13 protein-coding genes are annotated in these 12,563 nt (G+C 63.3%); 9 read left to right on the forward strand and 4 right to left on the reverse strand.

Annotated elements, in window-relative coordinates; translation table 11 throughout:
• The first annotated feature begins 78 nt into the window (after window positions 1–78).
• The 9 genes from P7C00_RS07325 (at window position 79) to pcaC (ending at window position 8,246) form a co-directional block, all read left to right on the forward strand.
• Window positions 79–936: a CoA transferase subunit A gene (locus P7C00_RS07325; protein ID WP_102861493.1), complete on the forward strand. Its 858-nt coding sequence runs from the start codon at window positions 79–81 to the stop codon at window positions 934–936.
• Entirely contained in the window at window positions 936–1,715 is a 780-nt protein-coding gene (locus P7C00_RS07330; protein ID WP_346635007.1) for a CoA-transferase subunit beta, read from the forward strand. Before P7C00_RS07325 ends, P7C00_RS07330 begins: the two co-directional genes overlap by 1 nt.
• Window positions 1,712–2,917 carry a 3-oxoadipyl-CoA thiolase gene (gene pcaF / locus P7C00_RS07335; protein ID WP_180988376.1) on the forward strand — a complete coding sequence of 402 codons (1,206 nt, stop codon included), beginning with the start codon at window positions 1,712–1,714 and terminating at the stop codon, window positions 2,915–2,917. Before P7C00_RS07330 ends, pcaF begins: the two co-directional genes overlap by 4 nt.
• Window positions 2,918–2,954: 37 nt before the next feature.
• Window positions 2,955–3,659 carry a protocatechuate 3,4-dioxygenase subunit beta gene (gene pcaH / locus P7C00_RS07340; RefSeq protein ID WP_123727765.1) on the forward strand — a complete coding sequence of 235 codons (705 nt, stop codon included), beginning with the start codon at window positions 2,955–2,957 and terminating at the stop codon, window positions 3,657–3,659.
• A 1-nt stretch (window position 3,660) separates the two neighbouring features.
• On the forward strand, window positions 3,661–4,227 hold the full coding sequence (gene pcaG / locus P7C00_RS07345) for a protocatechuate 3,4-dioxygenase subunit alpha (RefSeq protein WP_404938468.1): 567 nt from the start codon (window positions 3,661–3,663) through the stop codon (window positions 4,225–4,227).
• A gap of 95 nt (window positions 4,228–4,322) precedes the next feature.
• Window positions 4,323–5,618 (forward strand): MFS family transporter, encoded by a 1,296-nt coding sequence (locus tag P7C00_RS07350; protein ID WP_346635005.1) that lies wholly within the window; start codon window positions 4,323–4,325, stop codon window positions 5,616–5,618.
• Window positions 5,619–5,666: 48 nt separating this feature from the next.
• Complete coding sequence (locus P7C00_RS07355; RefSeq protein WP_346635004.1) at window positions 5,667–7,031, forward strand: 3-carboxy-cis,cis-muconate cycloisomerase; 1,365 nt, start codon at window positions 5,667–5,669, stop codon at window positions 7,029–7,031.
• Window positions 7,032–7,042: 11 nt separating this feature from the next.
• On the forward strand, window positions 7,043–7,831 hold the full coding sequence (gene pcaD, locus P7C00_RS07360) for a 3-oxoadipate enol-lactonase (RefSeq protein WP_346635003.1): 789 nt from the start codon (window positions 7,043–7,045) through the stop codon (window positions 7,829–7,831).
• Window positions 7,832–7,853: 22 nt separating this feature from the next.
• The gene (gene pcaC, locus P7C00_RS07365; protein ID WP_346635002.1) at window positions 7,854–8,246 is read left to right on the forward strand and encodes a 4-carboxymuconolactone decarboxylase; all 393 of its coding nucleotides are present in this window, start codon (window positions 7,854–7,856) and stop codon (window positions 8,244–8,246) included.
• Window positions 8,247–8,271: 25 nt separating this feature from the next.
• Here the strand turns inward: pcaC and P7C00_RS07370 are convergent, their stop codons facing one another.
• From P7C00_RS07370 to P7C00_RS07385, 4 genes are all read right to left on the reverse strand, one after another.
• Window positions 8,272–9,096, reverse strand: coding sequence for a methyltransferase domain-containing protein (locus tag P7C00_RS07370; RefSeq protein ID WP_346635001.1), 825 nt, complete (start codon window positions 9,094–9,096; stop codon window positions 8,272–8,274).
• 13 nt (window positions 9,097–9,109) lie between these two features.
• On the reverse strand, window positions 9,110–9,499 hold the full coding sequence (locus P7C00_RS07375; protein WP_346635000.1) for a hypothetical protein: 390 nt from the start codon (window positions 9,497–9,499) through the stop codon (window positions 9,110–9,112).
• A gap of 25 nt (window positions 9,500–9,524) precedes the next feature.
• Window positions 9,525–10,715 carry an FAD/NAD(P)-binding oxidoreductase gene (locus tag P7C00_RS07380; protein WP_346634999.1) on the reverse strand — a complete coding sequence of 397 codons (1,191 nt, stop codon included), beginning with the start codon at window positions 10,713–10,715 and terminating at the stop codon, window positions 9,525–9,527.
• 249 nt (window positions 10,716–10,964) lie between these two features.
• Window positions 10,965–12,227, reverse strand: a complete 1,263-nt coding sequence (locus P7C00_RS07385) for an OprD family porin (protein ID WP_346634998.1) — start codon at window positions 12,225–12,227, stop codon at window positions 10,965–10,967.
• Between the last annotated feature and the right edge of the window lie 336 nt (window positions 12,228–12,563).

Here is a 12,563-nt window from a genome sequence, read left to right on the forward strand (position 1 = left end):
GCTTAATCTTCAGTCACTGCGGCGCGCCCAGAGCGCCTTTTTCTCCAGTCGCTGAATAACAATCGGGAGACCCCATCCATGGCTGAAATCCTTTCGCTGCACGACGCGGTGAAGCAATTCGTCAACGACGGTGACACCGTCGCACTCGAAGGCTTCACCCACCTGATCCCTACGGCCGCAGGTCATGAAATCATCCGCCAGGGCAAGAAAGACCTGACCCTGGTGCGGATGACGCCTGACCTGATCTACGACCAGTTGATCGGTGCCGGTTGCGCTCGCAAGCTGATTTTCTCCTGGGGCGGCAACCCGGGTGTTGGCTCCCTGCATCGTCTGCGGGACGCCGTGGAAAAGCAGTGGCCACAGCCCCTGGAAATTGAAGAGCACAGCCACGCCGACCTGGCCAACGCCTATGTGGCCGGAGCCTCCGGACTGCCATTCGCGGTACTGCGCGCCTATGCCGGCTCCGATCTGCCCAAGGTCAACCCATTGATCAAGACCGTGACCTGTCCCTTCACCGGTGAAGTGCTGGCGGCGGTGCCTTCGGTGCGTCCCGACGTTACGGTGATTCATGCGCAGAAAGCCGATCGCAAGGGCAACGTCCTGCTGTGGGGCATCCTTGGGGTGCAGAAAGAGGCCGCCCTGGCCGCCAAGCGCTGCATTGTCACCGTCGAGGAAATCGTCGACGACCTGAATGCGCCGATGAACGCCTGTGTACTGCCGACCTGGGCCCTGAGCGCGGTCTGCCACGTGCCCGGCGGTGCCCATCCGTCCTATGCGCACGGCTACTCCGAGCGTGACAACCGCTTCTACCAGGCCTGGGACCCGATCGCCCGCGACCGTGAGACCTTCACCGCGTGGATCAACGAATACATCCACGGCAGTGCCGACTTCAGCGAATTCCAGGCCAAGCTGGCCGCAGCTTCGGAGGCCCAGTAATGACCTACTCCACCAATGAAATGATGACCGTGGCCGCGGCCCGTCGCCTGCAGAACGGTTCGGTATGCTTCGTCGGCATCGGCCTGCCGTCCAAGGCCGCCAACCTGGCGCGCCTGACCTCGTCGCCGGACGTGGTGCTGATCTACGAGTCCGGCCCCATCGGTGCCAAGCCCAGCGTGCTGCCGCTGTCCATCGGTGACGGTGAACTGGCGGAAACTGCCGACACCGTAGTCCCCACCGGAGAGATTTTCCGCTACTGGCTGCAGGGCGGACGCATCGATGTGGGGTTCCTCGGCGCGGCCCAGGTCGACCGTTTCGGCAATATCAACACCACGGTGGTGGGTGATTATCACCGGCCCAAGGTGCGCCTGCCGGGCGCCGGCGGTGCGCCGGAGATCGCCGGTTCGGCGAAGAGCGTGCTGATCATCCTCAAGCAGTCTTCCCGCTCCTTCGTCGACAAGCTGGACTTCATCACCTCCGTCGGCCATGGCGAAGGCGGCGACTCGCGCAAGCGCCTGGGCCTGCCCGGGGCTGGTCCGGTGGGGATCATCACCGACCTGTGCATCATGGAGCCGGAAGCCGGTACCCACGAATTCGTCGTCACCTCCCTGCACCCGGGCGTGACCCGCGAGCAGGTCGTGGCCGCCACCGGCTGGGCGATCCGTTTTGCCGAACAGGTGGCCGAGACGGCCGCGCCTACCGAAGTCGAACTGACCGCCCTGCGTGACCTGGAAGCACGCACGGCCGCGGCCCATGGCCAAGCCCCCGGAGAAGCCTGATGCGCGACGTATTCATCTGTGATGCCATTCGTACCCCCATCGGCCGCTTTGGCGGCGGCCTGTCGGCGGTGCGCGCCGATGACCTGGCGGCGGTACCGATCAAGGCGCTGATGGAGCGCAACCCGACGGTGGACTGGAATGCCGTGGACGAGGTGTTCCTCGGCTGCGCCAACCAGGCCGGTGAAGACAACCGCAACGTGGCGCGCATGGCACTACTGTTGGCGGGCCTGCCGGACAGCGTGCCGGGCGTCACCCTCAACCGCCTCTGCGCCTCGGGCATGGATGCCATCGGCACCGCCTTCCGCGCCATTGCCAGTGGCGAGATGGAACTGGCCATCGCCGGCGGCGTCGAGTCCATGTCCCGTGCGCCCTTTGTCATGGGCAAGGCCGATGCCGCCTTCTCGCGCAACATGAAGCTGGAAGACACCACCATCGGCTGGCGCTTCATCAACCCGCTGATGAAAGCCCAGTACGGTGTGGATGCCATGCCCCAGACCGCCGACAACGTGGCGGACGACTATAAAGTGTCCCGCGCTGACCAGGACGCCTTCGCCCTGCGCAGCCAACAGCGCACCGCCGCGGCCCAGGCCGCGGGTTTCTTCGCAGAGGAAATCGTCCCGGTGCGCATTGCCCACAAGAAGGGCGAGAGCGTGGTGGAGCAGGACGAACATCCACGGGCCGACACTACCCTGGAAGCCCTGGGCAAACTCAAGCCGGTCAACGGCCCGGACAAGACCGTCACCGCCGGCAATGCGTCCGGGGTCAACGACGGCGCTGCCGCACTGATCCTGGCTTCGGCCGAGGCGGTCAAGAAACACGGCCTGACTCCACGTGCGCGAGTGCTGGGCATGGCCAGTGCCGGTGTGGCGCCGCGGGTCATGGGCATTGGCCCGGTGCCGGCGGTGCGCAAATTGATCGAGCGCTTGGGTGTGGCCGTCAGCGACTTCGATGTGATCGAACTCAACGAAGCCTTCGCCAGCCAGGGCTTGGCGGTCCTGCGGGAACTGGGGCTGGCGGACGATGCGCCGCAGGTCAATCCCAATGGCGGCGCCATTGCCTTGGGTCACCCGTTGGGCATGAGCGGCGCACGCCTGGTACTGACGGCCTTGCACCAGTTGGAAAAGAGCGGCGGCAAGAAAGGCCTGGCCACCATGTGCGTGGGTGTCGGCCAAGGGCTGGCACTGGCCATCGAGCGGGTTTGAATGCCTGCCCTATATAAGAAGAGAACGAGGAACCACCATGAGTGACAAGCCCGGTTACCGGCGCCCGCAAGCGGGTACTCAGCCTGATTATCTGCACCCGGCCTACCAGTCGACCAACACCCGTTCGCCGTCCAAGCCGCTGGTGTTCCTGCCGCATTCGCTTTCGGAAATCACCGGCCCGAGCATCGGTGCCGAGTCGATCCAGGAGCGGGACAACGACCTGACGGCCCAGCACGAAGGCCAGCCTCAGGGCGAGCGCATCATCATCCACGGTCGGGTTCTGGACGAGAACGGCCTGCCGGTGCCGGGCATCCTGGTGGAGATCTGGCAGGCCAACGCCGCCGGTCGCTACAACCACGACCGCGACTTGCACGACGCGCCCCTGGACCCGAACTTCACCGGTACCGGGCGTACCGTGACCGACGCCGACGGCTGGTACCAGTTCCAGACCATCAAGCCCGGCGCCTACCCCTGGGGCAACCACCACAATGCCTGGCGTCCGGCGCATATCCATTTCTCGCTGTTCGGCCCGAGCATTCTTACCCGCCTGGTGACCCAGATGTATTTCCCCGGCGACCCGCTGCTGGAATATGACCCGATCTACAACTGCGTGCCGGACACCCGTGCCAAGGAACGCCTGATCGCCAGCTTCGACCTGGAGAAAACCATTCCTTCCTACGCCCTCGGTTACCGTTGGGACATCGTCCTGCGCGGCCGCGATGCCACGCCGATGGAGAAATAACATGAACCTGACCGCGACCACGTCCCACACCGTCGGCCCCTACTATCACATCGGCCTGACCTGGCTGAACCGCGAAGACCTGACCGAGGAAGGCACCCTGGGCGAGCGGGTGGCAATCACCGGCCAGGTGGTGGACGGCAACGGCAACTTCGTCAACGACGCCATGCTGGAAGTCTGGCAAGCCAACGCTGCCGGCAAGTACCGCCACTGCGAGGATGAGCAGGCCAAACCCCTGGACCCGAACTTCCAGGGGTTTGGCCGAGTCCCGGTGGACGCTGAAGGGCGCTTTCGTTTCACCACCATCAAGCCGGGCACGGTGCCAGGTCTCAAGGGCGCGACCCAGGCCCCGCACCTGGTGGTGCTGGTGTTCGCCCGTGGCCTGGTCAAGCACCTGCTGACCCGGATCTATTTCGAGGGTGAACCGGCCAACGCCGCCGACCCCTTGTTGGCCTGCGTACCCGAGGAGCGTCGTACCACCTTGCTGGCCAAGGCCGATGCCGAGGGCCGCTATCAGTGGAACGTGATCCTCCAGGGCACCGACGCCGAAACCGTGTTCTTCGACTACTGACCTGGGGCACCGCTGCCTGCATGGCAGCGGTGACAGGGAACGGGAATGTTGCCAAGTGTGTCTAGACTCACACTGTCCCCCACGAGTGAAAAACCATGACTACAACGACAAGTCACTACACCGCAGAGGAGCGCAGCAAAAGGATCTTTGCCATTGTCGGTGCCTCCTCCGGCAACCTGGTGGAATGGTTCGACTTCTACGTCTATGCCTTTTGCGCCATCTACTTCGCTCCGGCCTTCTTCCCCTCTGACGACCCCACCGTGCAACTGCTCAACACCGCTGGGGTATTCGCCGCAGGGTTCCTGATGCGCCCCATCGGCGGCTGGCTGTTCGGCCGGGTCGCCGATCGTCATGGGCGCAAGAACTCGATGATGATCTCGGTGCTGATGATGTGCGCCGGCTCCCTGGTCATCGCCTTCCTGCCGACCTATGCCAGCATCGGTGCCTGGGCGCCGTTCCTGCTGTTGGTGGCGCGCCTGTTCCAGGGCTTGTCGGTGGGCGGCGAGTACGGCACCACCGCGACCTACATGAGCGAAGTGGCGCTCAAGGGCCAGCGTGGTTTCTTCGCTTCCTTCCAGTACGTGACCCTGATCGGCGGACAACTGCTGGCGGTGTCGGTGCTGGTGATCCTCCAGCAGTTCCTCGATGAGGCCGAGCTCAAGGCCTGGGGCTGGCGCATTCCCTTCGTGATCGGCGCCATTGCGGCGGTGATCTCGTTGCTGCTGCGTCGCTCGCTGAAAGAAACCACCAGCAAGGAAATGCGCGAGAACAAGGATGCCGGCAGCATCGCCGCGTTGTTCAAGAATCACTCGGCGGCCTTTATCACGGTGCTGGGCTACACCGCCGGCGGCTCGCTGATTTTCTACACCTTCACCACCTACATGCAGAAGTACCTGGTGAACACTGCGGGCATGCACGCCAAGACGGCCAGCTACATCATGACCGGCGCGCTGTTCCTTTATATGTGCATGCAGCCGCTGTTCGGCATGCTCGCTGACAGGATCGGCCGGCGTAACTCGATGCTCTGGTTCGGCGCCCTGGGCACCCTGTTCACGGTGCCGATCCTGATGACCCTGAAGACCGTCACCAGTCCGTTCCTGGCCTTCGTGCTGATCACCCTGGCTCTGTCCATCGTCAGTTTCTACACCTCCATCAGCGGCCTGGTGAAGGCCGAGATGTTTCCGCCCCAAGTGCGGGCGCTGGGGGTGGGCTTGGCTTATGCGGTGGCCAATGCGATCTTCGGTGGCTCGGCGGAATGGGTAGCCCTGAACTTCAAGAACATGGGCATGGAAAACACCTTCTACTGGTACGTCACGGCGATGATGGCGATTGCTTTCCTGTTCAGCCTGCGTCTGCCGAAACAGGCGGCGTACCTGCACCACGACCTTTGACCCATGCACCTGCGCCCGCCCAGGACGCAGGTGCAGCAAGGACTGTTTATGACCCTACCTGCGAGCAATCAGCTGTTCGATGCCTACTTTACTGCCCGGGAAATGCGCGGAGTGTTCTGCGATCAGGGGCGGGTCCAGGCCATGCTCGACTTCGAGGCCGCCCTGGCCCGGGCCGAGGCGCGGACCGGGTTGATTCCCAGCGCAGCGGTTGCCGCCATCGAGGCAGCCTGCCGCGCCGAACTCTATGACTTCCAGGCCCTGGGCGAAGCGATCGCCACGGCCGGCAATTCGGCGATTCCACTGGTCAAGGCCCTGGGCAAACAGATCGCCCGGAGCGATGCCGAGGCCGAGCGCTATGTGCACCTGGGCGCCACCAGCCAGGACGTGATGGACAGCGGGCTGGTGCTGCAATTGCGGCGCGCCGTGCACTTGCTGGAGCAGGACCTGAACCGTCTGGGCGGCATACTTGCGGCCCAGGCCAAGCGCTATGCCGACACGCCTCTGGCCGGCCGAACCTGGCTGCAACATGCTACGCCGGTGACCCTGGGCATGAAGATTGCCGGTTGGCTGGGGGCCGTGACCCGCAGCCGCGAACGGCTGCAGCAACTCAAGCCGCGCCTGCTGGTGCTGCAGTTCGGTGGTGCTTCCGGAACCCTGGCGGCCCTGGGCGAACAAGCCCTGCCGATTGCCCAGGCCCTGGCGCAAGAGCTGCAGTTGAGCCTGCCGGAACAGCCCTGGCACACCCAGCGCGACCGTCTGGTGGAGTTCGCCTCGGTGCTGGGCCTGCTGGCCGGCAGCCTGGGCAAGCTGGGGCGGGACATCAGCCTGTTGATGCAGACCGAAGCGGCGGAAGTCTTCGAGCCTTCGGCGCCGGGCAAGGGCGGTTCGTCCACCATGCCCCACAAGCGCAATCCGGTGGGCGCGGCGGTATTGATCAGCGCCGCGACCCGGGTTCCGGGGCTCTTGGCCACGATGTTCGCCGCCATGCCCCAGGAGCACGAGCGCAGCCTCGGCTTGTGGCACGCCGAATGGGAAACCCTGCCGGAGATTTGCTGCCTGGTGTCGGGGGCCCTGCAACAAGCCTTGCTGGTAGCCGAGGGCCTGGAGGTCGACAGCGCACGCATGGCGCGCAACCTTGACCTGACCCAGGGCCTGGTCCTGGCGGAAGCGGTGAGCATTGAACTGGCCCAGCGCCTGGGGCGGGAGACTGCCCATCACCTGTTGGAACAATGCTGCAAGCGTGCGGTGGCCGAACGACGCCATCTGCGCGAGGTATTGGCGGACGATGCCCAGGTCAGCGCCGAGCTTTCGGCGCCAGAGCTGGATCGTCTGATGGACCCGGCGCAGTACCTCGGTCAGGCCCAGGCCTGGGTCGAGCGCGCCGTGGCTGAACATTTTGCCTTGAAGGCCTGAAGGAGACTGCTGTGGGATTCGTGAAACTCGCCAAGGGCGATCTGCACTATCAACTCGAAGGGCCAGAAGGCGCGCCGGTACTGGTGCTGTCCAACTCCCTGGGCACCGATCTGCACATGTGGGACAAGCAGATCGCGGCGTTCACCCGGCACTTTCGGGTGTTGCGCATGGACACTCGCGGCCATGGCCTTTCGCTGGTGACCGAGGGGCCCTACAGCATCCAGCAACTGGGCCAGGATGTGCTGGCGCTGCTGGACGCCCTGGATATCCAGCGTGCGCATTTCTGCGGTCTTTCCATGGGTGGCCTGATCGGCCAGTGGCTGGGGATCAATGCCGGCGAACGCCTGCACAAGCTGGTGGTGTGCAACACCGCGGCGAAGATCGGCGAGCCGTCTGTGTGGAACCCGCGGATCGAGACGGTTCTACGTGACGGTCAGGCGGCCATGGTGGCGCTGCGCGATGCCTCCATTGCCCGCTGGTTCACCGAAGATTTTGCCGCCGCGCGTCCTGACCAGGCCAAGCTGATTACCGACATGCTCGCTGCCACTTCGCCCCAAGGCTATGCCGCCAACTGCGCAGCGGTGCGGGATGCGGATTTCCGTGAGCAACTGGCAGCGATCAAGGTGCCGACCCTGGTGATCGCCGGCAGCGAAGACGCGGTGACGCCGCCTTCCGGCGGGCACTTTATCCAGCAGCACGTGGCCGGCGCCGAGTACGCCGAGTTTTATGCCGCGCACCTGTCCAACGTCCAGGCCGGTGACGCGTTCAGCGACCGTGTCGTGGAATTCCTGCTGGCCTGACCCCGGATTCAAGGAGCCCTTTGTGGACGAGAAACAACGTTATGACGAAGGCATGCAGGTACGCCGCGCCGTACTGGGCGATGCCCATGTGGACCGCAGCCTGAATGCCCTGAACGAGTTCAACTCGGAATTCCAGGAAATGATCACCCGCCATGCCTGGGGTGATATCTGGACCCGTCCGGGCCTGCCGCGGCACACCCGCAGCCTGATCACCATCGCCATGCTGATCGGCATGAACCGCAACGAAGAACTCAAGCTGCACCTGCGGGCCGCGGCCAACAACGGCGTGAGCCGCGCCGAGATCAAGGAAGTGATCATGCAGAGCGCGATCTACTGCGGCATCCCGGCGGCCAATGCCACCTTCCACCTGGCCGAATCGGTGTGGGACGAACTGGGCATCGAATCCCGCAGTTGAGGCGCCGGAGCTGCACCGCATGGTTTCAGACGGTGGCCAGAATGAACACCCGCTTGAACGGGAACAGCGTCCGGCCATCGCCTTCGGGCGGATAGTAGCGATGTACCCGTGCCAGGTAATGGTTGAGGAAGCATTGTCGTTGCCGGTCGTCCAGGCTCAGGAGTACGGGGCGCAAGGCCGAGACCTTGACCCAGTCGAAGATCGGCGACTGGCCTTCCACGACCTGCAGGTGTTCGGTTTCCCAGATGTCCAGTTCCCGAGTCAGGGGCGCCAGCAAACGGTAGTAGCCATCCAGCGACAGTACCCGGCGCTCGGCCATGAACGCCCGCAGCTCCGGGGTGCCCAGCGGCTTGCCGTCCGGTCCTGCCTGCTCCAGGCTTTCGAGTATCAACTGATACCACAGGGCATCGCGCCAATTGGGCATATGCGCCGCCAGGCAGCCGCCGGGGGTGAGCTGGTTCAACAGGCGCGGCAGCAGGTGTTCGTGGTCACTCATGAAGTGCAGCACTGCGGCAGCGAACAACAGGTCTGCAGGCTGTTTGGCTTTCCATTGCAGCAGATCGCACCTGCGCCACAGCGCCTTGATCGGCAGGCAGCTGGCTTCGGCAAGCATTTCCGAGGAACTGTCCACGCCTGTCAGCTCCGCGTAGGGCCAGCGCTGCGCCAGCAGTTGAGTGGCGATACCTGTTCCGCAACCCAGGTCGTAGATGTGATGGGGGTGCTGCAGGGCGACATGATCCAGTAGTTCGACCGCAGGTCGTTCTCGCAGGCGCACGAACTGCTGATAGGCCTGGGGATCCCATTGGGTACTGAGGTTCCTGGCCGTGGTCGGCTGAGGCTTGGTACTCATGTAAACATCCTTTTTAAAGTTGTCGTCCAATGACATTCAGAGTTCTGAGGAGCAGGGCTGCGCCACGTCGTGTGTCCTCTTCACGCAGCAGCGAGAGCAGCCCGTACAGGCTGGGAGCGGTACCGTGCGCTGAGGTTTCGGCCTTGGCCATGCGCAGTGCATTGCCCAGTATCCAGCTGGCAGCGGTGGCTTCTTCGAACTGTTGCGCAAGTTTTTCGATCATTGCCTGATCGAGCATGTCGATCAGGTCGCAAAGCAGTGACAACAGGTCGACCAGGTTGTCCAGGCGAGCGCTGTCCAGCAGCGGCTGGAGCTTTTTCATCAGGGCTTCCAGGCCTGGCGTGCCGGCAAGTTCAGGCTTGGTCGCCCTTGGACCAGGCATGCTTGGATCAAAGCTATCCATGGCGTTGTCTCCTCCCTGTGCAGGGTCATAGCATTCCGCGGGCTACGGCCCAGTACAGGCCGCGATTGAATCCAGTGCGCAGCAGGCCACCCAACTTGCTCGATGGGGTGGGCAGAACGTCGTGGGCGTAGTCGTACCAAAGGGGCATGCCGGCATTGAGGCCCATTTGCGCGACCGCCTGGACCCTGCCGTCATAAACCGCCTCGGGAGAGCCCAGGCGGATTTCTCCGGCAATGTTGTTGGCAATCACCGGGGCCTGGTTGTGGCAGGCGCCGCCGGCCTTGCTGATCGGCAGGTCGACGGTATCGCCAATCACATAGACCCGCTCCAGGCCATAGACTTGCAGGGTTTCGTGATGGGTCGGCAGCCAGCCCTCGTGGTCCTGTGCCTGCGACGCACCGGATTCGAGCACGGCGTCTACGGCCCGAATCGGTGGGGTGGCCATGAGAATGTCGAAAGGCTGTTCAGCGCCTTCCTCCGAGTAGGCGATACGCCGATCCGGGTCGACCCTGGCCAGGGTGAAGCCGCGCTGGAAGCGGATGTTCCTCTGTTCGAAGAGATCCGGCAGCACCTCGCCGACCGGGCGTTGCAGGAACAGGCAATTGCGCAGTAGCTGGGCCGTGCTGGGGTAGGTGTAGATGATCTCGACCCGATCCCGTACTCCACGCCGCCGCAGGAAGTCATCGAGCATCAGGGTCGTTTCTACCGGCGCGATGCCGCATTGATGAGGAACATTGGGTGTTTGCGGAAACGACACGGTGATGAACACCCGGCCCTTTTCGATCCGGCTCAGGCGCTGTGCCAGTTGCCGGGCAGGCTGGTATTGGTAGAAGTGGTCGCCGGCTTCCTTGAGCCCCTCGATCCGTTCCGGTGCCGGCACGCAGCCGGTGGCGACCACCAGGAAATCGTAGCCAAGGCGCTTGCCGCTGCGAGTGTGCAGGCTCTGGCCGGCAAAATCGAAGCGGGTGACGGGGTCGACCTCGAAGGTTATTTCGGGGCGTAGCAGGGAGCGTTCGGGCCGCTTGAGTTCTTCGTGGAAGAACAGGTTGAACGCCACATACATGAAGGCGGGCTTGTAGAAATGATCCGGCGATTCGGACAGCAGGGTGATTTTGACCTCGTTCCTGAGTATCTCCGGGTAGAGCTTGCTGACCAGTTGATTGGCCAGGATGGTACCGCCTACACCACCTCCGACAATGACGATGTGCTTGCTCACAACGCAGACCCTCCAGGGCTACGTCAGCTTCACGTATGACATCCGATGGATAACGGAACTGAATCGATAGATTTCGTTCATGGAAGCGAGCGTTGCCCGCCGAGAGTAAATACCCCTTCACTTTATCTGTGTATCGGAGTGCTTTTTACTAAGCCCGACCAGCGGACCTTTTCTCGGACGCCGCGGTTCAATGCCGGCAACTGCGGGGGGCCGGCCCTTTGGCTGGGCCGGCCCCTTGGTAGAAGGGGCTTACAGCAGGCTGATGGGGTAGCTGACGATCAGGCGGTTCTCGTCGAACTCGTTGTTGCTGAAGTCCCGACGCATGGTGGAGTTGCGCCATTTCAGGTTGAGGTTCTTCAAGGTGCCGCTCTGTACGGTGTAGGCCAACTCACTTTCTCTACCCCATTCCTTGCCGTCGCTGACCGTGGCGGTGTGCACGTTGCTGCCGCTGATATAGCGGTTCATCAGGGTCAGGCCGGGAACACCCAGCGCGGCGAAGTTGTAGTCATGGCGCACTTGCCAGGACTTTTCCTTGGCGTTGTCGTAGCTGGCGTTGTAGCTGTCGTTGGCCAGGGTCCCGCCGCTGGTGCCGTTGACCCGCATCCAGGCACTGTCGCCGGTGAGTTTCTGCAGGCCGACGTAGAAGGTGTTGCCGCCGTACTTGGCCGAGAACAGGCCGGACCAGGTGCGGTTTTCCATGTCGCCGGCCCGGGCGCTGCCGTCTTCCTTGCCGTAGAAGAAGCCCAGGTTGGCCCCCAGGGTCCAGTCACCCAGGGGTTGGGTATGGGTCAGGTTGACGAACTGCTGACTGTAGATGTCCTTGAGCTCGGCATTCCACAGGCCGATCTGGGTGCGCTTGTCGTTGAAGGCGTATTCCGCCCCTTGGAAGTTGAAGCGATCCGAGGTGAAGGCCGCTTTGCCGAACATCGTCATGTCGCTCATGCTGCTGTCATCGCGGGGGCTGTTGCCGCGGAACTGGCCGCCGTAGAGCGTCAGACCGGCGATTTCCTTCGAGGTGATCTGGCCGCCGCGGAAGGTTTGCGGCAGCGAGCGACCGTCATCCGAGCGCAGGATCGGCAGCACCGGCATCCATTCGCCAACCTTGACCTCGGTCTGCGACAGCCGGGCCTTGAAGGCCACTCCCAGGCGCCCGAAGTTGTTCGCCGGGCGCCCGTCGTGGTCCAGAGGCAGCAGCTGGGTGCCGCCGGTGCCCCTGCCGCCGTCGAGCTTCAGCGAGTACAGGCCCAATACGTCCATGCCGAAACCGACAGTGCCCTGGGTAAACCCGGACTTGGCGTCGAGGATGAAGCTCTGGGTCCACTCTTCAGCTTTGCCCTGGGCCTTGGTCGGGTTGGTGAAGTTGCGGTTGATGTAGAAGTTGCGCAGGTTCAGGTTGGCCTGGGCGTCTTCGAGAAAGCCCGACTCTTCGGCCATGACCGGCAGTGCGGTGCTGGTCAGCGCCAGGGCCAGAAGGCTGGGCAGCAGGTGTTGCGGCGGGGTGATTGGCTTCATTCGTCGGTCTCTCTAATTGTTAGGGGTGCAACGATCCACTGCCGCAAAAAGCCCATGCGGACAGCTTTCAAGGTTTGGGAGGTGGTGCTTGCAGGATCAGCCGGAGCGGGCAGGACGTGAGGGCATAGCATCGAACCTGTTGTTATTGGTGTGTTCGGGTGCCGGGAATGGTGCGTCGCGGATCAGGGCCGATCAATTGGCGAACGCGGGTTCTGGGCGATTAACGAACACTTATCAAGTCGGGTGTGGCGGGGCGTCCAAGGGACATATCCCTGATTAATCCTGAGGTTGTCCACGCCGATCGATCAATGTTGGAAGTTACGCTGTTTCCATGAC

This window comes from Pseudomonas sp. JDS08PS003 (genome assembly GCF_045013505.1).
GTDB lineage: Bacteria > Pseudomonadota > Gammaproteobacteria > Pseudomonadales > Pseudomonadaceae > Aquipseudomonas > Aquipseudomonas protegens_B.

What these genes read in the sequence shown, in the direction of transcription:
- pcaG (WP_404938468.1), top strand. Translation starts at nt 3,661, where the DNA reads ATGAACCTGACCGCGACCACGTCCCACACCGTCGGCCCCTACTATCAC.
- P7C00_RS07330 (WP_346635007.1), top strand. Translation starts at nt 936, where the DNA reads ATGACCTACTCCACCAATGAAATGATGACCGTGGCCGCGGCCCGTCGC.
- P7C00_RS07375 (WP_346635000.1), bottom strand. Translation starts at nt 9,499, where the DNA reads ATGGATAGCTTTGATCCAAGCATGCCTGGTCCAAGGGCGACCAAGCCT.
- P7C00_RS07350 (WP_346635005.1), top strand. Translation starts at nt 4,323, where the DNA reads ATGACTACAACGACAAGTCACTACACCGCAGAGGAGCGCAGCAAAAGG.
- pcaH (WP_123727765.1), top strand. Translation starts at nt 2,955, where the DNA reads ATGAGTGACAAGCCCGGTTACCGGCGCCCGCAAGCGGGTACTCAGCCT.
- P7C00_RS07370 (WP_346635001.1), bottom strand. Translation starts at nt 9,096, where the DNA reads ATGAGTACCAAGCCTCAGCCGACCACGGCCAGGAACCTCAGTACCCAA.
- P7C00_RS07325 (WP_102861493.1), top strand. Translation starts at nt 79, where the DNA reads ATGGCTGAAATCCTTTCGCTGCACGACGCGGTGAAGCAATTCGTCAAC.
- P7C00_RS07355 (WP_346635004.1), top strand. Translation starts at nt 5,667, where the DNA reads ATGACCCTACCTGCGAGCAATCAGCTGTTCGATGCCTACTTTACTGCC.
- P7C00_RS07385 (WP_346634998.1), bottom strand. Translation starts at nt 12,227, where the DNA reads ATGAAGCCAATCACCCCGCCGCAACACCTGCTGCCCAGCCTTCTGGCC.